Origin of the sequence: Bradyrhizobium sp. 23 (assembly GCF_023073295.1) — a bacterium.
Classification (GTDB): Bacteria; Pseudomonadota; Alphaproteobacteria; order Rhizobiales; family Xanthobacteraceae; genus Bradyrhizobium; species Bradyrhizobium canariense_D.
The window spans coordinates 85,735-106,970 of the sequence record NZ_JADPJF010000151.1 but is presented as its reverse complement, the minus strand read 5'-3'; the positions used below and the strand labels follow the sequence as shown (position 1 = coordinate 106,970).

The window sequence follows — 21,236 nt, the reverse complement described above, 5'->3', positions numbered from 1 at the left end:
ACGCCGCGGTGGTCGGAAATCCCAGCGCGTCGATATTGTCCTTCACCACGACCGGCACGCCATAGAGCGGCAGGCTGGCGGCGTCCTTGGTGGCGAGCTTCTCGGCCTCCGTGATCGCGTCCTTTTCGTCGCGCAGGCTGATGAAGACGGCGGGGTCGTTGTGGTCGCGGATGCGCTGATAGGTGCGCGCGACCGTCTGCGCCGGTGTGAGCGTGCCCGCGCGATGCGCGGCCACGATCGCGGCGACCGTTTCAGGCTGCTCAGCCCCCATTTCAGCCTTCATGGCGACAAATCTCCGGCTACGTCTCTTCACCCCGATCGAAGCAAGCGATGTGCCATTGTGTACAGAATCCGGGCAGGACAAGTGCTGCGGATATTACCGAGAGATCAGTGGCTTGTGGGATATTTCGAGCTCCGGCGGACCTTCGTGTCAGCGCCCTGTTACGAGCATTTGCGCAAATAATAGGCAGCTAGATCAGGTGCAGCCAGCAATCCATGCCGCGGATGCGCGGCGACCAGCCCTTTGAACGGCGGCGGGCCGTCCCACCTGGCCCCAGCTTGCGCCCCAACAATTGTCGTGGCCAACATGCTGGCCAACGCGGTCCGCGACGAGGCTGCGACCGGTCCCGGCTTCCGGGCGAGGAGGAAACCATGACAGCCGCCCCACGCGGTGATGCTTCGAGCCTGTTTGCGACACCCAGAACCGTTGCCGAGCATCGCGCCGACGGCAGCATCGTGCTGCGCTCGCCCGAGCCTCTGCGCGATGGCGCGCGCTGCGTCGGCGACTGGCTGGAGCAATGGGCGCGGCAGAGGCCCGACGCGATTTTCCTCGCCGAGCGCAGCAGTGCCGAAGCGCCATGGAGCACCGTTACCTATGCGCAGGCGCTGCGCCAGGTGCGCGCGGCGGCGTCCTGGATTCTGGCGCACGGTCTCGGCGCGGAGCGCCCGCTCGCGATCCTCTCCGACAACAGCATCGATCATGCGCTGCTGGCACTGGCGGCGCAGCATGTCGGCGTGCCCTCGGCGGCGATCTCGCCGGCCTATTCCCTGATGTCAAAGGACTTCGACAAGCTCAAGAGCATGATCGCGTTGCTTGAGCCCGCCGCGATCTATGTCTCCGCGACGAGGCCGTTTGCGGTGGCGCTGGCCGCGATCAAGCCGCTGCATAGCGCGCAGATTATCAGCGGCAATGCCGACGATGCCGATGCGCTGACCTTTCGCACTATCGCGGCAACGCCCGAGAGCCCCGACGTCGCAAAGGCCTTCGCCGCGGTGACGCCCGATACGATCGCAAAACTCCTGTTCACTTCGGGCTCGACCGGCACGCCGAAAGCCGTGATCAACACCCAGCGCATGCTGACGTCCAGCCAGCAGGCCAAGGCGCAGACCTGGACTTTTCTCGAACAGGCGCGCGACGATCTGGTCATTCTCGACTGGCTGCCCTGGAGCCACACGTTTGGCGCGAACCACAATTTCAATCTCGTGCTGCGCAATGGCGGCTCGCTCTATATCGACGGCGGCAAGCCGGCGCCCGGTCTGTTTGCGATGTCGCTCGCCAATCTCAGAAGCGTGATGCCGACCGTCTATTTCAACGTGCCGCGCGGCTTCGACATGTTGATCGCGGCGCTGCGCGGCGACGAGGAGCTGTGTCGCCGCTTCTTCAGCGAGGTGAAATTCGCGTTCTACGCCGGTGCGGCGCTGCCGCAGAATCTCTGGGATGCGCTGGAAGAACTCTCCGTCAAGACTGTTGGCCGCGCGATGCCGATGGTCTCGGCCTGGGGCTCGACCGAGACGTCGCCGCTGGCCACCGACTGCCATTTCCTCGCGGAGCGCTCGGGCAATATCGGCGTGCCCATTCCCGGCACCGAACTGAAGCTCGTTACCTCCGGCGACAAGCTGGAGGTGCGCGTGCGCGGCCCCAACGTCACGCCGGGCTATTGGAAGGCGCCGGAGCTGACCAGGCAGGCTTTTGACGACGAGGGCTTTTATCTCATCGGTGATGCCGTGAAGTTCGCCGACGCGAACCGGCCCGAACGCGGCCTATTCTTTGACGGCCGCGTCGCGGAGGATTTCAAGCTCAATTCCGGCACCTGGGTCAGTGTCGGCACACTGCGCCTCGCCGGCATCGCCGCGCTGGCGCCGCTCGCGCAGGACATCGTCGTCACCGGCCATGGCGGCGACGAGGTGCGCTTCCTGGTGTTTCCGAGCATCGCTGCGTGCCGCGCGCATGCCGGCCTGCCCGAGACCGCAGGCGTGAACGACGTGCTCGCGCATGAGAAGATCAGAGCCGCGATCGCGCGGGGGCTGGCGAAACTGAAGCAACACGGCGCCAACTCCTCCGGCCATGCCACGCGTGCCCTGCTGCTCGCCGAGCCGCCGTCGGTCGACGGCGGCGAGATCACCGACAAGGGCTACATCAACCAGCGCGCGGTGCTGACGCGCCGCGCCGATGCGGTGGCGCGGTTGGATGACGATGCGCCGGGCGAGTGGATCGGGGTGTAGCGCTTGGGCCTGTGCCCCGGACGCAGCGCAGCACGCAGTGATGCGCTGCAGAGCCGGGGCCATTCTTCGTGATTGGCATCTATGGATCCGGCTCTGCGCAGCAGCGTTTCACGCTGCAGCGCGTCCGGGACAAGAGAGCTCGGCAAACCCAACTACGCCAGCCGCCCTGCCGCATTATGCTGCACGATTCTTTTGTTGCCCAAGCAACTAATTTATGCGAACCGTTCCAGACACGGATGACGGCGGGAGGAACCGCCGCGTCGGATCGGAGGAAGCTATGCTCGGCAGAGAGGGTGCCGCCGGCGAATGTTGGCGCATGCCTGGAAATGACAGGGCTCAGCGCCCGCTGTGTGGCCCGTCAGGTCCCGGTGCTGCCGGTCACCGCGCCGAGATTTTCATGCAGGCGGCGCAACAGGTCGATCAGCACCTCGCGCTCGCCCTTGTCCAGGCAGGACAACAGGCGCCGTTCGCGCTCGAATGCAGCGACGATCACCTTGTCATGGATGGCGCGGCCCTTCGCCGTCAGCGAGATCGAATGGGTGCGCCCGTCATTGGGATCGGTACGGATCGAGATCAACCCCCGCTTTTCCAGGCCGGCCAGCGTCCGACTCACCGGGCCCTTGTCGAAACCGATGACGTGGCAGATGCGCGAGGCGGGAATGCCGGGCTCGATCGCGAGCAGCGACATGATCCGCCATTCCGTGACGTTGACGCCGAACTCTCGCTGATAGAACGCGGTGGCGCTGTTCGAGAGCTTGTTGGCGATGAAGGTGATGAACGCGGGGACGTAGCGGTCGAGATCGAGCGTCGGTCCCGTCTCGGCGGGCGCAGGTTTCTGGCGGGCTCTGGTCGAAGGCGGCGGCATGTCGGGATTCTGTCTCGCGGCGTGTCTGGAGACCTAAAGGTAAGCGCGGCCCTTTCACAAGTTCAAAATGAGGGAGGACTTCCATGAGCACTTCCATCTCCCAGGAAATTAACGGTTCGTCGGCCGTCCCGCATCTCGACGTCGATCCATTCGCGATGGATTTTTTCGCCGATCCCTATCCCACGCATGAGCTGCTGCGGGAGGCGGGACCTGTCGTCTATCTCGACAAGTGGAACGTCTATGGCGTGGCGCGCTATGCCGAAGTTCATGCCGTGCTGAACGATCCCGCAACGTTCTGCTCCAGCCGCGGCGTCGGCCTCGCCGATTTCGCGAAGGAGACGCCGTGGCGGCCGCCCAGCCTGATCCTTGAGGCCGATCCTCCCGAGCACACCCGCACCCGCGCCGTGCTCTCAAAGGTGCTGTCGCCGACGGTGATGAAGGGGCTGCGCGACCGTTTTGCCGCGGCAGCGGAAGAGCGTGTGGACGCGCTGCTGGAGAAGCGCAACTTCGATGCCATCACGGACCTTGCCGAGGCCTATCCGCTGTCGATCTTCCCAGATGCGCTCGGGCTGAAGCCTGATGGACGCGAGAATCTCATTCCCTATGCGAGCCTGGTGTTCAACGCCTTCGGCCCGCCGAACCAGTTGCGCAACGAGGCGCTCGCGCGCTCGGCGCCGCACCAGGCCTACGTCACCGAGCAGTGCCAGCGGGACAACCTCACGCCCGGCGGCATCGGCGCCTGCATCCACGCCCATGTCGACGAGGGTGCCATCACCGCCTCCGAAGCGCCGCTGCTGGTGCGTTCGCTCTTGTCGGCCGGCCTCGACACCACGGTCAACGGCATCGGTGCAGCGGTCTACTGTCTCGCGCGCTTCCCTGAGCAGTGGCAGCGGTTGCGCGGCGATTTCACGCTGGCGCGCAACGCTTTCGAGGAGGCCGTTCGTTTTGAAAGCCCGGTGCAGACCTTCTTCCGCACGACCACGCGCGAAGTCGAACTGTCAGGCGCGACCATCGGTGAGGGCGAGAAGGTGCTGATGTTTCTGGCGGCTGCCAATCGCGATCCGCGGCGCTGGGACAAGCCTGACAGCTACGACATCACCCGCCGCACGTCCGGCCATGTTGGCTATGGCTCAGGTATTCACATGTGCGTCGGCCAGCTGGTCGCGCGGCTCGAAGGCGAGACGATGCTCGCGGCGCTGGCCCGCCGGATCGCAAAGATCGAGATCATGGGCGAGCCGCAGCGCCGCTTCAACAACACGCTGCGCGGGCTCGACAGCCTGCCTGTGAGCATCACGCCAGCCTGACGCTGTCGTCATCGCAAACAACAAATACGACAGGGGAGGGAACAATGAAGAACTTGAAGTGGACGCTTGCGCTGGCCGCGAGCCTGATTGGCGGCGCGGCAAATGCCGAGATCTCGGACAATGTCGTGCGCGTCGGCGTGCTCAACGACATCTCCGGCATCTTCCAGGACACCAACGGCATGGGCTCGGTCGAGGCCGCGCGCATGGCGGCTGAGGATTTCAACGGCGGCGGCAAAGGCATCAAGGTCGAGATCGTCTATGCCGATCACCAGAACAAGGCCGACGTCGGCAATGCAATCGCGCGCAAATGGCTCGATGTCGAGGGCGTCGACGCCATCGTCGACGTGCCGAACTCGGCCGTTGGCCTCTCCATCAACACGCTGCTGCGCGACAGCCGCATGACGTTCCTGGCGTCGTCCACCGCGAGCTCCGATCTCACCGGCAAGGCCTGCTCCCCCAACACTATCCAGTGGGTCAACGACGCCTGGGCGACCGGCAACACCACGGCGGCCGCGATGATGTCGCGCGGCGGCAAGGACTGGTATTTCCTCACGGTCGATTACGCCCTCGGCAAGGGCATCGAAGCGGAAGCCCAGAAATACATCGAGGCGCACGGCGGCAAGGTGATCGGATCCAGCAAGCATCCGCTCGGCACCTCCGACTTCGCCTCCTTCCTGTTGCAGGCGCAGGGCTCGAAGGCGCAGGTGATCGGGCTCGCCAATGCTGGCGGCGACACCATCAACGCGGTGAAGCAGGCGGCCGAGTTCGGGATCCAGCAGGGCGGACAAAAGCTCGTCGCCTTCCTGCTCTTCATCAACGACGTCCACGGCATGGGCATCAAGGTCGCGCAAGGGCTCCAGCTCATGGAAGCCTTCTATTGGGACATGAACGACGACACCCGCGCCTTCGCCAAGCGCTTCGCGGTGCGGCCGGGTATGAACGGCAAGATGCCGAGCGGCAACCAGGCCGGTGTTTATGCTTCCACGCTGGCTTATCTGAACGCAGTCGCCGCCACCGGCAGCGACAATGCCAAGGACGCCGTGCCTGAGATGAAAAAGTTCAAGGGCAAGGACAAGCTGTTCGGCGACACCGCGATTCGCCAGGACGGCCGCGTCGTGCATCCGATGTATCTGTTCGAGGTGAAGAAGCCGGAGGAGTCGAAATATCCGTATGACTATTACAAGCTGGTTTCGACGATCTCAGCGGAGCAGGCGTTTCGGCCGCTGGCGGAAGGTGGATGTGAGTTGGTGAAGTAGGTCTCGTGCCCGAACGAACTGCGGCGCGTAGCGCTGCGCTGCAGAGGCAGGGCCCATGACTGCTGAGTCCCATGACTTCTGAGTCCCATGGCTGCTGGGTCCCGGCTCTGCGTCGCGTCATTTCATGCCGCGCCGCGTCCGGGACACGAGAGGAACGCCCCTACACCACCTTGCTCGATCCCTGCGTGATCAGCCGCGCGGCGCGCTGGTCGCGGGCGTAGATCCAGAGCCAGCTCAGGGCGACGCTGAGGCGGTGGCGCAAGCCGATCAGGAAGTAGATATGGGCGATGCCCCAGATCCACCACGCGATGGTGCCGCGCAGCTTGATGCGGCCGAAGTCGATCACCGCCAGCCGCTTGCCGATCTGCGCGAGGCTGCCGGAGTGCTTGTAGCGGAACGGGCCTGTCGGCTCCTGGCGCAGCCGGGCCTTGATGGTCTCGGCCACGTGACGGCCCTGCTGCTTGGCGGCCGGCGCGATGCCGGGCACAGGCTTGCCGTCCCAGGCGTTGATCAAAACGGTGTCGCCAATTGCAAAGATCTCGGGATGACCGGGGATCGTAAGATCGGCCTCCACTTGGACGCGCCCGGCGCGATCGGCCGGTGCGCCCAGCCATTCCGCCGCGGGCGAGGCGCGCACGCCGGCGGCCCAGATTCGTGTCTTGGCTTCGAGCAGCTTGCCGCCGAACACCACGCCCTCGCGGTTGATCTCAGTGACGGCTTGGCCGAGCACGACCTCGACGCCGATCTTCTCCAGCGAGGCCTGGGCATAGGCCGAGAGATCATCTGGAAAGCCTGCCAGCACCCGCGGACCCGCCTCGATCAGCACCACGCGCGCCTTGTTGGTGTCGATGTTGCGGAAGTCGGCTGGCAAGGTGTGGTGCGCCATCTCGGCGATGGTGCCGGCGAGTTCGACGCCGGTGGGGCCGGCGCCGACGATGACGAAAGTCAATCGTGCCGCGCGTTTGGCCGGATCGGTCTCACGCTCGGCGCGCTCGAACGCCACCAGGATATGACGGCGCAGCGTGGTCGCGTCCTCCAGTGTTTTAAGACCCGGGGCCCATTGCTCCCATTCGTCGTGGCCGAAATAGGCGTGACGCGCGCCGGTGGCGAGCACCAGCGTGTCGTAAGGCACCTCGCTGCCGTCGTCGATCAGCACGCAGCGCCTGTCGGCATCGACGCCGCTGACCGTCGCAAACAGCGTCGTCACATCGCGCCGGTCGCGCATCAGGTGCCGGACCGGCCAGGCGATCTCGCTGGTGGCGAGCGAGGCGGTGGCGACCTGATAGAGCAGCGGCTGGAACAAATGATGGTTGCGGCGGTCGATCAGCGTGATCTCGACCGGGCTGCCGGCGAGCCGGTGGGTCGCCTCCAGCCCGCCGAAACCGGCTCCGACGATGACGACGCGGTGCGGTGTCGTGGTCATGATGCGCCCCTCCGAATCTCGCGGCTCTATCCTCATCTAAACGCTGATCAGGCGCCGCGGTCCAATAGCCGTCGTCAATCGAGGCATAGGCCGGGTGTATCGCGCCCGCGAGAAAGCGCCGCAGCCTTAGCCGAAGTAAGTAGAATTATATTTCTTGCTATCGCCGTTCGGGGCGAAATATGATGCAGGGCGGGCGCTGAACCATTGGCGGCGCGACAGATTTTGCGTTCAATAGAGATGACCCCGGGGCGGCAATCACCCTGCTTCCGGGCATAATAATATGGAGGGGAGTGTTATGAGGACGGCATTCTGGCTGGCGGGCGCAGCGGCGCTGGTGCTGGCAGGCCCGGCATCCGCCGGCGACACCATCAAGATCGGCTTCGTTTCGACCTTCAGCGGCCCGACCGCCGTGATCGGCAACGACATGCGCAATTCGTTCGAGCTCGCGCTGGATCACATCGGCCGCAAGATGGACGGCAAGCCGGTCGAGGTGATTTACGAGGACGACGGGCAGAAGCCCGACGTCGGCAAGCAGAAGACCGAGAAGCTGGTGCAGTCCGACAAGGTCGACTTCATCGTTGGCTACATCTGGTCGAACGTGCTGCTGGCCTCGCTCAAGACCGCGGTGGACTCGCAGACCTTCCTGATCTCGGCCAATGCCGGTCCGTCGCAGCTCGCGGGCGAGCTCTGCTCGCCTTACGTGTTCTCGACCTCGTGGCAGAACGACCAGACGCCGGCCGCCATGGGTCTCTACATGAACCAGAAGGGAGTCAAGAGCGTGTTCCTGATCGGCCCGAACTACGCCGCCGGCAAGGACATGCTCGCGGGCGTGAAGAGCACGTTCAAGGGTGAGGTCAAGGGCGAGGAATACACGGTCTGGCCGAGCCAGCTCGACTTCTCCGCCGAGCTCTCCAAGGCGCGCGCCTCGGGCGCCGAGTCGATCTTCGTGTTCTATCCCGGTGCAGCCGGCGTGCAGTTCCTCAACCAATATGCACAGGCCGGGCTGAAGAGCACGATGCCGCTCTACACGGCTTTCACCGTCGACGAGCTGTCGCTGCCGCTGCAAAAGGAGAACGCGCTCGGGGTGCCCGGTGCGCAGGAATGGGTGAATGATCTGCCCAACGAGCAGAACAAGCGCTTCGTCGCCGACTATCGCAAGAAGTACCCCGGGCTGCGTCCGACCTATTACGGCGCGCAAGCCTACGACGCGGCCCAGCTCATCAACAGCGCCGTGGTCGCGGTGAAGGGCGACACCAGCAAGAAGGACGCGATGAAGGCCGAGATGGAGAAGGCCAACTTCAAGTCGCTGCGCGGCCCGTTCAAGTACGGCAAGAACCACATCCCGGTGCAGAACTTCTACCTCCAGGACGTGGTCAAGGACGGCGAAGGCCAGCTCTCGCTGAAGACGGTCGCGACCATCGTCGAGAACGACCAGGATCGCTTCCACGACAAATGCGCGATGAAGTAGCCACAAGCACGATGCCCCTTCTCCCCTTGTGGCGCGAAGCGCCGGATGAGGGGTTTGTTTCCGCGTATTCAAAAGTAAGGTCTCGCGGAGAGAACCCCTCACCCGTCTCGCCGCTTTGCGGCAAGCCACCCTCTCCCACAAGGAGAGAGGGAAAGTAAGCTACACGCGCGGCATGCTCGCGGGCCGCACCTCGCGCGCTTGCGCGGCAAGCCTGATCCCGGCATTGGCCGCGCCGAAGCCCTGATAATCCCGCCGCTCCACGATCTCGAAGAAAAACCGCTCGTCGAAGATGTGGGTGTAGACCTGGAAAAACTCTCCGTCGCCCTCGCGGTCGTAGAGAATGTGGTTGGCGCGCAGCTGCCTCATCAGCTCGGGTGCGAGGTCGTATCTGGCTTCGACGTCGTCGTAGTAATTATCCGGGATATCCAGGAAATCCGCGCCGCGCTTGCGCATCTCCGCGACTGCCGCAAAGATATCCCGGCACGTAAATGCGACGTGCTGCACGCCCGAGCCGAAAAACTCCGAGATGAAGCGGGCCGGCAGCGTGCGGTTGGCGGATGAGCCGTTGAGCACGAAGCGCAGGCTCTGGTCGCCGTTGATGACGGCCTGGCTTTGCACGAGGCCCCTGGGATCGGCGATCTCCATCTGCGGCAGCCGCTTGAGGTCGAGGATGCCGGTGTAGAACAGCAGCCACGACAGCATCTCGTCATAGGGCATCGACTGCGCGATGTGATCGACGGCCAGCAGGGCGTCCGCGCGAGCGTCGCTCGGTACCTGTTCGAAATCCGTGTCCCAGTTCTTGCCGGCCTGGTCCAGGAAGTAAAGCAGGCTGCCGCCGACGCCGTGGATCGCGGGAATCTCGAGCTCGCCCGGCCCGACCGGCTGATAGAAGGTGCGCGCTTTCAGTGTTTCGGCGCGCTGCATAACGAGGCCGGCATTGTCGACATCGAGCGCGATGGCGCAGACGCCGGGGCCATGCGTCACGTAGTGCGAATGCGCAAAGCCGTCGGTCTCGGAGTTGACGACGAGCTCGACCTTGCCTTGCGACCAGCGCTCCACCGCCTTGCTGCGATGCTTGCCGGTCTTGCGGAAACCGAGCTGCGCGAGCAGGCGGGCGAGTTCGCCGGCCTTGGTCTCGTTGACGGCAAACTCGATGAATCCCGTGCCGCGACTTTTGGGCTTGGGCGCCAAGGGTTCGCCGATGAGCTTTGGCCAATCCGGTGCAAGCTGGTCCTCCAGCAGGATCAGCGAACGCAGGCCGTCGACCGCGGTCTGCACGGCCGAGCCGGCACGGAATTGGTCGTTGAAGATCTCCAGCGACAGCGGCCCGGCATAGCCGGTCGCCGCGATCGCCGCCATGAACTCGCCGACCGGCAGGTCGCCCTGGCCGGGGAAGGAGCGGAAGTGCCGGCTCCACGACAAGATGTCGAGCTCGAGCTTCGGCGCATCTGCAAGCTGGACCAGGAAGATCTTGTCGCCGGGGATCGAGGCCATCGCGCGGACCGGAAAGCCAGGGGCCAGTGCGTGAAAGCTGTCGAGGATGACACCGATCGCGGGGTGATCGGCGCGCCGCACGATCTCCCAGGCATCGCGGTAATCGTTGACGTGGCGTCCCCAGGCCAATGCCTCGTAGCCGACGCGCAAAGACCGTTTGGCCGCGCGCTCGCCAAGCTCGCGAAAATCATCCGCGGCGCGGTCGATGCCGCCGAGCGCGGCCGGCGACACGTTGGAGCAGATCAGCAGCAGATCGGTGCCGAGCTCCTGCATCAGGTCGAACTTGCGTTCGGCGCGGGCAAAGTTTCGCGAACGCTGCGGCTCCGGCATGCCCTCGAAATCGCGGAACGGCTGAAACGCACAGATCTCGAGATTGAGGTCCCCGCAGAGCTTTGCGATGTCGCGCGGACCTGCGCCGAACGACAGCAGATCGTTCTCGAAAATCTCGACCGCGTCGAATCCGGCGGATGCGATGGCGCGGAGCTTTTCGTCGAGAGCGCCGGAGAGTGAGACCGTTGCGATCGAGCGTTTGGTCATGCTGCATTGTCCTCCATCGCGCCGCCGAGGAACAATTGTCCGATGCGGGAATCATTCAAAATGCGCTCCGCCTTGTCGACCATGCGGGTCTGGCCGAGCTCGAGCACGATCCCGATGTCGGAAATCTCCAGCGCCGAGCGGGCGTTCTGCTCGATCATCAGAATGGTGACACCGCGGTCGCGCAAGCTCTTCAGGATGTCGAAAGTCTGCTGCACCATCAGTGGCGACAGGCCGATCGAGGGCTCGTCGATCAGCACGAGCTTTGGCTCGAGCAGCAGCGAGCGAGCGATTTCGAGCTGCTTCTGCTCGCCGCCGGACAGCGTGGAGGCCTGCTGGGTTGATTTTCGCCGCAGCGCCGGGAACAGATCGAGCGCGGCCTCGATCCGGCTCTGCAGGTCAATGCCCTTGCCGGCGGAAACGCCGCCGAGCTCGATATTGTGGCGCACCGACAGCTCGGGAAAGATGTTGCGGCCCTGCGGCACGTAGCAGATGCCGGCATTGAGCAGCGCGCGCTGGCTCAAATTGGTGACGTCGCGGCCGGCGAAGTTGATCTTGCCCTCGCGCAGCTTGAGCAGGCCGAAGATCGCCTTGAACACGGTGGACTTCCCGGCGCCGTTCGGGCCGATGATGGTGGTGATGGTGGCCTGCGGCACGGCGAAAGTGGTGCCGTTCAGGATCGTCATCTTGCCGTAGCCGCCGACGAGATTGTGAACCGAGAGGATCGGATCGCTCATGGCTGGTTCCTCAATGTCCGAGATAGGCTTCGATCACGGCGGGGTTCTTTCGCACCTCGTCCGGTCGTCCCATCGCCAGCACCTTGCCCTCCGCCATCACCATCACGCGGGAACACAGCGACATCACGAATTCCATGTTGTGCTCGATCACGACGAAGGTGGCGTTCTTCTCGCGGTTGATCGCCACCAGCCGCTCCTTCAGATCCGTCAACATCGACGGGTTGACGCCGCCGGCTGGCTCGTCGAGCAGCACCAGGCGCGGTCCGCCCATGAAGGCCATGGCGGCGTCGAGCAGTTTTTGCTGGCCGTAGGAGAGCCCGCCGGCCGGCTCGTCGGCGAGATGATCGAGCTTGAAAAAGCCGATCATCTGGTCGGCGGCCTCCGTCAGTCCGGCATCGGAGCGGCCGACCAGGCGCGAGGCCATGCTGCCCTGGTGCTCCTGGCCTGCGAGGATCAGGTTCTCGCGCACCGAGAGTTTGGGGAACACCTGCAGGAGCTGGAAGGTGCGGCTGACCCCGAGCTTGTTGAGCTCGGCGGGTCGCAAGCCCGTGACGACCTTGCCGTCGAGCTTGACCTCGCCGCCGCTCGGCGTGAGCTGGCCGAGAATGCAGTTGAACAGGGTCGACTTGCCGCAGCCGTTCGGGCCGATCAGGCCGAGGATCTCGCCCTCGCGGACGTCGAAAGAGACGCCGCCGACGGCGCTGATGCCGCCAAAATTCTTCTTGATGTCGGTGACTTCGAGGACCGCGCTCATTGCACTGTCTCCAGCCGGGACTTTGCGACGGCGCGCTGGGCGGAGGCCGCCTTGGTGCGGCGTTCGGCGAGATAGCGGTCGAGGATTCCCAAAATGCCGGTCGGCGACCAGATCAGCAGCCCCATCACCGCGATCGCGTAGAGCATCAGATAATAGCCCTCGGTGAAGCGCAGCCACTCCGGCAACAGCACCGCGATCATCGCGCCGAGGAACGGACCCAGGAAGAATCCGGCGCCGCCGACGATCACCATCATCAGGAGGTCGAGCGAGAGCGACAGGTTGAACGGCACGGGATCGATATATTGCGTCAGCGGGGCATAGAGCGCGCCCGCGACGCCGCCGAGCGCCGAGCCGATCGCGAACGCCATCAGCGTATAGCGCCGCGTGTCGACGCCCAGCGACTGCGCCCGCAGCGGGTTTTCGCGCAGCGCCATGAAGGCGCGGCCCCAGGGCGAGCGGATCAGCCACCACACCGCGAGCGACACGATCGCGAGCGAGCCGAGACAGACATAGTAGAACGGCAGCGGCTTGTTGGTCGCGATGCCGAAAATGTGCGGACGCGGAATATTGGAGATGCCGTAGATGCCGCCGGTGAGCCAGCTCTCGTTGCGAAATACCAGGAAGGCCAGCGTGGAGAAGGCGAGCGTGACGAAGGCGAGGTAGTGATGCTGCACCCGCAGCGCGGGATAGCCGAGCACCCAGCCGACCGCGAAGCTCAAGCCGATCGCGACGACGATCGCCGCCGGCAGCGGCCAGCCATGCGTGGTCATGATCGCCGCGGCGTAAGCGCCGATGCCGACGAAGGCGCCCTGCGCCAGCGAGACCTGGCCGGCATAACCGAGTGTGAGGTTGAGGCCCATTGCGGCGATGGCCATCACCGCCCACTGGCTCAGGATGAACAGGCCATAGCGGTTGAAGTTCATGGGGACAACGATCAGCGCAGCGACCACGATGAGGCCGAACGCGATCTTGAGAGGTTTGGCGAAGCCGCTCATACGGTGCGCTCCTCGGCACGGCCGAGCAAGCCCTGCGGTCGGAACAGGATGACGGCGATCAGGAAGATCATAGGCACGGCGGCGCGGTACTGCGTTGAAACATAGGCGGCCGCGAGATTGTCGAGCACGCCGATCAGGAGGCCGCCTGCGATCGCGCCGCGCACCTGGTTGAACCCGCCGACGATCGCGGCGATGAAGGCGGCCTGGCCCAGTACCTCGCCCGACGTGAATTTCGCGAGGTAGATCGGCGTGATCAACAGCGAGGCGAGAGCGACCAGGAACGCGTTGATCAGGAAAGTCAGGAGAATCATGCGCTCGACCGGGACGCCGATGATGCGCGCCACCGTCGGGTTCTGCGCCGCCGCCTGCATCTGGTGGCCGAGCGAGGTCCGGTTGAGAAGCGCGGTCAAGCCGAAGACGGCAAGGATGGCGAGGCCGAGGACGCCGATGCTTTGCAGCGAGACGGCATGGCCGAGGATGGAGACGTCCCCGGTCGGCACGATCGAGGGGAAGGGTGAGGCTTCGGCGCTGAAGAACTGTTTTACGGCCTCCTTAAGGCCGATCGCGAGCGCCATGGTCGCGATCGCGAGCGGCAGCACGCCGTGGCGCATCATCGGATCCACCAGCAGCATCTTGAAGGCGAGGCCGAGCAGGAGCATCGAGAGCAGGATGCCAAGGATGATCGCGAGCCAGAACGGCGCGCCGGCATGCATCGCCGCCAGCATCAGGAACGCCGGCAGCATCACGAACTCGCCCTGCGCGAAATTGATGGTCTGCGAAGTCTGCCACAGCAGCGTGAAGCCGACCGCGACTAGCGCATAGATCGCGCCGGTGGCAAGTCCAGCGACCAGAAGATCGAACAGATTGGACATTTTCCCCTCCCTCCACCCCCTCTCCCTGCTTGAGGGGAGAGGGTTCGGGTGAGGGGGAGTCTCCGCGAGGACGGGGGCAGTTGGACTCGCGGAAGCTCCCCCTCACCCGGAATTTGCTGCGCAAATTCCGGCCTCTCCCCGCACGCGGGGAGAGGCGAACCGCCTCACTTCACCTTCGGCAGCACCTGTTTCACGACCTGCTTGCCTTCGACCACCTCGACCAGAAAGCTCTGGCGGTCGATGTCGCCGGTCTCGCTGAAGGTGACGTCCATCAGGATGCCCGGCTCGTCGGCGGCCTTGATGGTCAGGCCATGCAGGGTGTCGGCGAACGCCTTGGAATCGACCTTGCCCATCTTGTCGGTGGTGGCCTTCACCATGTAGACCGCGAGATAGCCTTTCAGCCCGTTATGGTCGGGCACGTAATTGTACTTCTTCGCGAACTTGTCGCGAAACGCCTTGATCAGGTCGACCGGCGCGTCGGTGGTGAGACCGACATGGCCGCGCGCGCTGTTGGCGGCATCGCCCGCAAGCTCGATCACCTTCTGGCCGATCAGCGTGGTCTCGCCCATCAGCGGTGCGGTGACGCCCTGGCGCTTCAGCTCCTTGAGGATGCGTGCGCTCTCTTCCTCGTTCAAATAGACGAATACGGCGTCGGGATTGGCGGCCTTGATCTTGCCGACGTCGGCGGCGAAATCGGCCTGGCCCGCCTCGGTGGAGAGATCGGCGACGACCTTGGAGCCGAGACGGTCGAGCTCCTTGACGACGACATCGCGGCCGCCGCGGCCAAAGTCATTGTTGACCCAGACCACGGCGACCGACTTCGCCTTCATGTCGTCGTGAATGTATTTGGCGACCTTCGGCATCGAGGATTGCTGGCCGAACGAGGTGCGGAACAGGAATTTGTTTCCGCCTTGCGTCAGCTCGGCGGCTTCGCCACCCATGATCTGCGCGATGCCGGCTTCGGCCGCCAGCGGCGCGGTCACCTTCACCGAGCCGGAATAGCCGGGTCCGAGCAGCACATAGGGCTCGGCGTCGAGCGCCTTCTGCACCTGCGCGCGCGCGACGCCCGGGTTGGATTGCGAATCCGCATGAGTGACTTCGAGCTTGCGGCCGAGCACGCCGCCCTTGGCGTTGATCTCCTCGATCGCGAGGTCGATGCCGTTCTTCCAGTTGGTGCCGACGGTGGCGCCGCCCCCGGAAAGCTCGGCGACGTCGGCGAGCTTGATCGCCTGGGCGTGCACGCTGGTTGCAGTCGCGAAGGCAAGCAGGGCGCCCGCCAGCAAAGTCGATTTCATGGTTTCTCCTCCTGTTTCGTGATGTGTCCGCGGCCTTGTGTCCGGCCGTTTCGGTTACGCTGCGTGATAGGCCGAGCTTCGTGCCGCCATCACCTCGTCGAATGCCTCTCCCATGATCTCGGTGGATGGGGCAAGGCCAGTGAACAGTTCGAAAGCGTCGGCGGCCTGGTAGATCGCAAGCTCCCGTCCGGTCATGATCCGCGCGCCCTTGGCTTGGGCAGCCGCCAGCAGCGGCGTGATCAGCGGCGAATAGACGGCGTCGGCGACCCACAGGTTTTGACGTAGCAGCGTCGGCGCGACCGGCGTTTCCCGGTTCGGCAGCATGCCGACCGGCGTGCCGTTGACGAGGCCCGTTGCGCCGTCGAGCGCGGCCTCGACGCTTGCGGCGACCCTGGCGCCACCCTGTTTGTCGAGCAGCGCGGCGAGTTTTTCGGCGCGTGCCGGCTCGCTGTCGAAGATACGGATGTCGGTCACGTCAAGGCTCGCCAAGGCAAACGCGATCGCCTTGCCGACGCCGCCGGTGCCGATCACGGCGACTGCGTTTCCAGAGGCCGCCAGCAGCGGCGCGACGGCGCGCGCAAAGCCCGTCGTGTCGGTGTTGTGGCCGATCAGCCGGCCGTTCCTGACGACGACGGTGTTGACCGCCCCCATGGCGGCGGCACCCGGTGCCAGTTCATCGAGCAGCGGGACCACCGCCTCCTTGTAGGGAAAAGTGACGTTGACGCCGGCAAAGCCGAGCCGCCGCACGCCCTCGAGCATCATGCGGAGCCCGCCCGCGTCGGCGCCGGCGACCTCGATGAGCTGGTAATGGCCGCGCAGCCCAAGCCCCTCCGCGGCGCGCTCATGCATGGCAGGGGAGGCAGAATGCGCGATGGGTGCGCCGATCAGGCCGGTCAGGAGCTTTTTGGGTGCGGCGGGTCCGCGCTTTGACATGGTTCGCTATCGTCTCGTTGGGAGCGTTTGATCCCGGCCTTTAGCGGGGAGATCCGCCCAATTCCAAGGGGCTTCCCCCAGGAACGATAGCCTTTCCTCGGCCTAACACAATTACCCTTTTGTGCTGCAAACCTAACATAATGTTATCTCTTCCGGGCCCGTGGCGGCGCGGCCCTGCCTTTGCCCCGCGACGGCTCGACCGCGCGCATCTCCGCGCGCAGGGACTCGATGAAATACTCGACATGAAGCGACAGCGGCGCGCCGCGCTTCACCGCGATGTAGGTGTCGAATCGCGTCGGCTCGGTGATCTTGATCAGCTCGATGCCCGGATAGCCCCCATGGGCCACCGTGAACTGGTCGATGATGGCGATGCCGAGCCCCGCCTTCACCAGCGCGCAGACCGTGGTGCCGAAGCGGGCGCGGATGGTGATGTTGTACTCGAGGCGGTGGCGCGCGAAGATCTCGGCCATGATCCGCCCGTAGGGATCATTGGGATCGATGCCGATCAGCGGATAGCGCGTGATCTCGGCGGCGGAGACCTGCTTGCGGCCGGCGAGCTCGTGGCCCGGCGGCACGATGCAATAGAGCTCGCCCGAGGCGAGCGGCATGAAGTCGAGCCCGGAATGCTCCAGGCGATAGCTCATCGCCACGCACTCGCCGCGGCCGAGCATGAGATAGTCGATGGCTTCCTCGAGCTTGAGGATGTTGATGTCGATGCCCAAATCCGGATAGCGCCGCCGGACCCGCTCGATCGCGCGCGGCACCATGACTTGCGAAATGCTCGGCACCGAGCCGATGCGCAATTCCGACAATCCGCCGCGCCCGATCTTGGAGATGATCTCGGAGAGGTCGTCGACCTTCTTGTAGACGCCGTTGATCTGCTCGAAGATGTTCTCGGCTTCCGGCGTCGGGAAATAGCGGCCGTTCTGGCGCTGGAAGAAGCGGATGCCGAGCGAGCGCTCGGTATATTTCACCAGGCGACTGATGCCCGGCGCCGAAACGTTCAGCAGCTTCGCCGCGCCGCCGATCGTGCCCGTCACCATCACGGCACGGATCACTTCAACCTGGCGCAGCGTCATCATGTCCTGGGCATCCGAAGGTAATCGTGGTCGGCGCTGCCTTTCCCTCTTCCCTTGTGGGAGAGGGCGGATCGCCGCGATAGCGCGAGACGGGTGAGGGGTTCTCTCCCCGCACGAGCCTCGCGCATTTGAACGCGTGGAAACAACCCCTCATCCGGCGCCATAGCCGATGCGCAGCGTCGGCGTTTTGTTTTAAGAACGGCGGCCGAAGGCCGCCTATGCCACTTCTCCCACAAGGGGAGAAGGAAGGAAACATTCGCGTTCGGTTGTTCGGTTCACATCAGAGGAAGGCATGGCGCCGAACGGACCGTTCGTGCGCTCACAGCAATTGCGTGCTAGCTCGCCGGTCCGTCCGGCGTGGCGCTCTCTGCCGGCTTGCTGCGCTCGCTTTGCAGCACCCCGCGTGCGAACTCGATGATCTTCTGCTTGTTTGCCGTTTCGCGGACGGCGAAAAATACGCGGTTGAGTTCCAGGCCGAGCACGCTGTTGAGGGCGATGTCCTCGTCTTCCATCGTGGTTTCCCCGCTTCAGACATTGTAGGTGTATCTTGACGTCCCTTCTTCCACAAGTAGATTAAGCCTTCGGGGTCAATGGGATACCGGGAAACTACGGAATGCGTGAATTGAGGCAGTGCCCAAAGACGTGCTATATCGCACAGCGAGGGTCAGGAAACGCACCGATGTCCGCCGTGGATTATGGCCGGGAAGCGCTCGACTTCATCGAGGGGCTTGGGGCCTATCGCAAGGTGCCCGACGCCATGAATGCGCTCGAATCGGCCTTTGGTCGCTTCGGTTTTGAAACCATCATCGTGACGGGGTTGCCCAATCCCGACCAACAGTTTGCACAGATGGTGCTCGCCAAGCGCTGGCCGGCGGGCTGGTTTGGTCTCTACACCGAAAATAACTACGACCGTTTCGACCCGGTGGTGCGGTTGTGCCGCCAGTCAGTCAACCCGTTCGAATGGTCGGAAGCACCCTATGATGCGGAGCTCGAGCCGAACGCGGCCGAGGTGATGAACCGCGCCACCGATTTTCGCATGACGCGCGGCTTCATTGTGCCGATCCACGGACTCACCGGCTACGAGGCCGCGGTGTCGCTCGGGGGCGTCCATCTCGACCTCAATCCCCGCAGCAAGCCGGCACTGCACCTGATGGCGATGTATGGCTTCGACCACATTCGCCGTCTGCTCGATCCAGCGCCGTATCCCTCGGCACGCCTCACCCCGCGCGAGCGCGAGGTGATCGCCTGGGCCTCGCAGGGCAAATCGGCCTGGGAAATCGGCGAGATCCTGCACATCACGCAGCGCACCGCCGAAGAGCATCTTGCAACCGCCGGGCGCAAGCTCGGAGCCGTCAACCGTACGCATGCGGTAGCACTGGCGATTCGCAACAAGATCATCAATCCCTAAGCGACGTACTGGGAAATTTCCCAATACCGAACCATCCTCTTTTCGCAGAGGGTGCCCTCCATTGAGGATGAATGGGGGTTTTCATGATTCACGCCATTTCTGCAGTAAATCGCCACCTTTACGAAGATGTGCTCGATCAGCATTTCCGGCTGCGGCACGACATCTTCGTCGAAGAGCGGCGCTGGGAGACGCTGCGCAGGCCGGATTGCCGCGAAATCGATTCCTATGACGACGAGGACACCGTTTATCTGCTTGCGCTGGAGGGACGCCGCGTCATCGGCGGTCACCGGCTCTACCCGACCACCAAGCCTTCGATGATGAGCGAGGTCTTTCCCCATCTGGCAGCGGTGCGCGGCTACCCGGTGGATCCTCTGGTCTGGGAATGGTCGCGCTACTTCGTCGTGCGCGATCGCCGCGACGGCGCGCTCAACCTGCAACTGATGGCGGCCGTGCAGGAGTTCTGCCTCGGTCAGGGGATCGCGCAGGTCAGCGCGATCATGGAAACCTGGTGGTTGCCGCGCTTTCATGAGGCCGGCTTCGTCGTGACCCCGCTCGGTCTGCCGGCACTGGTGGAGAACGCATGGACCATGGCGGCGACCATCGACATTCTCCGCGAGACGCTCGATGCCCTGCATGACCGCATCGGCGTGCCTTCCATCGTCCAACAGGACGGTCCGCGTATCAATTGCATCGCCCTTGCCAACCTCTGCGGCCTCGCTGCCGCGCAACGAAAGAGCGCCTGAGATGTCGAACATGATGCGGGACAGCCAGATCATGGCGCAGATCAAGGACGAAAATCTGGGCTACATGTCCGACATGGCGCTCGAACTCGCGCAGATGGCGGAAGACACCGGATTGGCGACGCTCGCCTATCTGTTCCGGATGGCGGCGCTGGAGGCCTCGACGGCCAACAGCGTGCTTGCCGAGCCGGATGACCTTCGCCGGCAGATGACGTCGCACTAGGCGTCTCCATCCACACGTTGCGACGAATTCACACCCTCTCTCCCGCAACGGAGGGAGGGTGATCCGTTTGGGTGCGGCAGGTTGACCCATCCTGCGCGGCAGTCTTCTTGCAAGACCGATTGCAGGGCCAGGACCGATCGGATGCATCGGCATGCAACAAAGTGCATGTTGGGTGTCGAATCGCTCTTGCCTCGGAACGATACTGCCATTACCCATTTTTCCGCCTTGTCCAGGCAGGGGGAGCTCTTTCACTGATGGCGACCGTGTTCGAACATCGGCGCGAACCTGCGTGCGCCTGAAAGAGTTTTGATGCTGCTCGTCGTCGAACAGTTCTTGAACGGATTGCAGTTTGGCCTGCTGCTGTTCCTGCTCGCCGCCGGCCTGACGCTGGTGTTCGGGATCATGGATCTCGTCAACCTCGCGCACGGCTCGCTGTACATGATGGGCGCCTATTTCGCCGCGACCTTCGCAGCCTGGACCGGCAGCTTCCTGCTCGGTGCGCTATTGGCGCTCGGCGCGACGCTCGTGCTCGGCATCGTGCTCGAGATGACCGCGCTGCGGCATCTCTACGGACGAGACCATCTTGACCACGTGCTCGCGACCTTCGGCCTGATCCTGTTCTTCAACGAGGCCGTGCGGCTGATCTGGGGGCCGGCCGGCCTTGCGCTGCCGCTGCCGGCCTGGCTCACCGTGCCGGTGCCGATCCTGCCGGGCATTCACTATCCCGCTTATCGCCTCGCCATCATCGTCGTGGCGCTGCTGGTTGCGCTGCTGCTCTATCTCGGCGTGATGCGCACCCGCATCGGCATGCTGATCCGGGCCGGCGCCTCCAATCGCGAGATGATCGGTGCGCTCGGCATCAACATCAAGCTGCTCTACACCCTGGTGTTCGGCCTCGGTGCCGCGCTCGCCGGTCTTGCCGGGTTGATGCAGGCGCCGATCCTCACCGTGCAGATCGGCATGGGCGAGAACATCCTGATCCTCGCCTTCGTCATCATCGTGATCGGCGGCATCGGCTCGATCCGGGGCGCGTTCCTGGCCGCGATCTTCGTCGGCATGATCGACACCCTCGGCCGCGCCTTCCTGCCCAATTTGTTGAGGCAGGTGCTGAGCGGCGCCGCGGCCTCCACCGCCGCGCCCGCGTTGTCGTCCATGCTGATCTACCTGCTGATGGCGATCGTGCTGGTGGTGCGTCCGGAGGGGCTGTTTCCGGCCAACCGCCGATGAAGGCTTTCACTGTGAGCAAGGTCGTCACGGTCCTGCTGCTGGCGGGCCTCGTGCTGCTGCCGCTCTATTCGCAAGCATCCGGCAACATCTTCATCCTGACGCTGCTCACCCGCATCGTCATCCTGGC

The 21,236-nt window shown here is 64.3% G+C and carries 20 protein-coding genes and 1 pseudogene; 9 read left to right on the top strand and 12 right to left on the bottom strand.

All coding sequences use genetic code 11. From position 1 onward, the window contains the following. Window positions 1–283: amidase family protein (locus IVB32_RS37615; RefSeq protein WP_247413044.1), on the bottom strand; the 283-nt coding region annotated here is incomplete at its 3' end. A 368-nt stretch (window positions 284–651) separates the two neighbouring features. On the opposite strand from IVB32_RS37615, the gene IVB32_RS37610 reads away from it, so the two are divergent. Then, window positions 652–2,502, top strand: coding sequence for a feruloyl-CoA synthase (locus IVB32_RS37610; protein ID WP_247413043.1), 1,851 nt, complete (start codon window positions 652–654; stop codon window positions 2,500–2,502). 358 nt (window positions 2,503–2,860) lie between these two features. Here IVB32_RS37610 and IVB32_RS37605 read toward each other — a convergent pair whose 3' ends face one another. Then, window positions 2,861–3,367, bottom strand: coding sequence for a MarR family winged helix-turn-helix transcriptional regulator (locus IVB32_RS37605; protein ID WP_247370470.1), 507 nt, complete (start codon window positions 3,365–3,367; stop codon window positions 2,861–2,863). A gap of 83 nt (window positions 3,368–3,450) precedes the next feature. Here IVB32_RS37605 and IVB32_RS37600 point away from each other — a divergent pair, with 83 nt between their 5' ends. Beyond that, window positions 3,451–4,671: a cytochrome P450 gene (locus IVB32_RS37600; protein ID WP_094183417.1), complete on the top strand. Its 1,221-nt coding sequence runs from the start codon at window positions 3,451–3,453 to the stop codon at window positions 4,669–4,671. Between the two features lie 44 nt (window positions 4,672–4,715). Further along, window positions 4,716–5,927 (top strand): ABC transporter substrate-binding protein, encoded by a 1,212-nt coding sequence (locus IVB32_RS37595; protein WP_247370464.1) that lies wholly within the window; start codon window positions 4,716–4,718, stop codon window positions 5,925–5,927. Window positions 5,928–6,087: 160 nt separating this feature from the next. Here the strand turns inward: IVB32_RS37595 and IVB32_RS37590 are convergent, their stop codons facing one another. Beyond that, a complete protein-coding gene (locus tag IVB32_RS37590) occupies window positions 6,088–7,350 on the bottom strand; it encodes an NAD(P)/FAD-dependent oxidoreductase (RefSeq protein ID WP_018456025.1) in 1,263 nt (420 codons plus the stop codon). 295 nt (window positions 7,351–7,645) lie between these two features. Here IVB32_RS37590 and IVB32_RS37585 point away from each other — a divergent pair, with 295 nt between their 5' ends. Continuing rightward, entirely contained in the window at window positions 7,646–8,818 is a 1,173-nt protein-coding gene (locus IVB32_RS37585; protein ID WP_018456026.1) for an ABC transporter substrate-binding protein, read from the top strand. 159 nt (window positions 8,819–8,977) lie between these two features. Here IVB32_RS37585 and IVB32_RS37580 read toward each other — a convergent pair whose 3' ends face one another. From IVB32_RS37580 to IVB32_RS37540, 9 genes are all read right to left on the bottom strand, one after another. After that, entirely contained in the window at window positions 8,978–10,849 is a 1,872-nt protein-coding gene (locus IVB32_RS37580; RefSeq protein ID WP_085349658.1) for a sugar phosphate isomerase/epimerase and 4-hydroxyphenylpyruvate domain-containing protein, read from the bottom strand. Continuing rightward, a complete protein-coding gene (locus tag IVB32_RS37575) occupies window positions 10,846–11,583 on the bottom strand; it encodes an ABC transporter ATP-binding protein (RefSeq protein WP_247370462.1) in 738 nt (245 codons plus the stop codon). The genes IVB32_RS37580 and IVB32_RS37575 overlap by 4 nt, the downstream gene beginning before the upstream one ends. 10 nt (window positions 11,584–11,593) lie before the next feature. Further along, complete coding sequence (locus IVB32_RS37570) at window positions 11,594–12,337, bottom strand: ABC transporter ATP-binding protein (RefSeq protein WP_085357710.1); 744 nt, start codon at window positions 12,335–12,337, stop codon at window positions 11,594–11,596. Further along, a complete protein-coding gene (locus tag IVB32_RS37565) occupies window positions 12,334–13,332 on the bottom strand; it encodes a branched-chain amino acid ABC transporter permease (protein WP_018456031.1) in 999 nt (332 codons plus the stop codon). The genes IVB32_RS37570 and IVB32_RS37565 overlap by 4 nt, the downstream gene beginning before the upstream one ends. Further along, on the bottom strand, window positions 13,329–14,204 hold the full coding sequence (locus IVB32_RS37560; protein ID WP_247413042.1) for a branched-chain amino acid ABC transporter permease: 876 nt from the start codon (window positions 14,202–14,204) through the stop codon (window positions 13,329–13,331). The genes IVB32_RS37565 and IVB32_RS37560 overlap by 4 nt, the downstream gene beginning before the upstream one ends. A gap of 164 nt (window positions 14,205–14,368) precedes the next feature. Further along, window positions 14,369–15,499: an ABC transporter substrate-binding protein gene (locus IVB32_RS37555; protein ID WP_247413041.1), complete on the bottom strand. Its 1,131-nt coding sequence runs from the start codon at window positions 15,497–15,499 to the stop codon at window positions 14,369–14,371. 54 nt (window positions 15,500–15,553) lie between these two features. Next, window positions 15,554–16,432, bottom strand: a complete 879-nt coding sequence (locus IVB32_RS37550; RefSeq protein ID WP_018456034.1) for a shikimate dehydrogenase — start codon at window positions 16,430–16,432, stop codon at window positions 15,554–15,556. A 143-nt stretch (window positions 16,433–16,575) separates the two neighbouring features. After that, entirely contained in the window at window positions 16,576–17,514 is a 939-nt protein-coding gene (locus tag IVB32_RS37545; protein ID WP_018456035.1) for a LysR family transcriptional regulator, read from the bottom strand. 332 nt (window positions 17,515–17,846) lie between these two features. Next, window positions 17,847–18,023, bottom strand: coding sequence for a hypothetical protein (locus tag IVB32_RS37540; RefSeq protein WP_018456036.1), 177 nt, complete (start codon window positions 18,021–18,023; stop codon window positions 17,847–17,849). A 167-nt stretch (window positions 18,024–18,190) separates the two neighbouring features. Here IVB32_RS37540 and IVB32_RS37535 point away from each other — a divergent pair, with 167 nt between their 5' ends. From IVB32_RS37535 to IVB32_RS37515, 5 genes and pseudogenes are all read left to right on the top strand, one after another. After that, entirely contained in the window at window positions 18,191–18,919 is a 729-nt protein-coding gene (locus IVB32_RS37535; RefSeq protein ID WP_018456037.1) for a LuxR family transcriptional regulator, read from the top strand. Window positions 18,920–19,002: 83 nt separating this feature from the next. Next, window positions 19,003–19,662 (top strand): acyl-homoserine-lactone synthase, encoded by a 660-nt coding sequence (locus IVB32_RS37530; protein ID WP_018456038.1) that lies wholly within the window; start codon window positions 19,003–19,005, stop codon window positions 19,660–19,662. 1 nt (window position 19,663) lies between these two features. Further along, window positions 19,664–19,882 carry a hypothetical protein gene (locus IVB32_RS37525; protein ID WP_026233073.1) on the top strand — a complete coding sequence of 73 codons (219 nt, stop codon included), beginning with the start codon at window positions 19,664–19,666 and terminating at the stop codon, window positions 19,880–19,882. Window positions 19,883–20,191: 309 nt separating this feature from the next. After that, window positions 20,192–21,109: a branched-chain amino acid ABC transporter permease gene (locus IVB32_RS37520; RefSeq protein ID WP_007615745.1), complete on the top strand. Its 918-nt coding sequence runs from the start codon at window positions 20,192–20,194 to the stop codon at window positions 21,107–21,109. Continuing rightward, window positions 21,106–21,236, top strand: a pseudogene (locus IVB32_RS37515) (branched-chain amino acid ABC transporter permease); the annotation flags it as partial. The gene IVB32_RS37520 and the pseudogene IVB32_RS37515, both read left to right, overlap by 4 nt.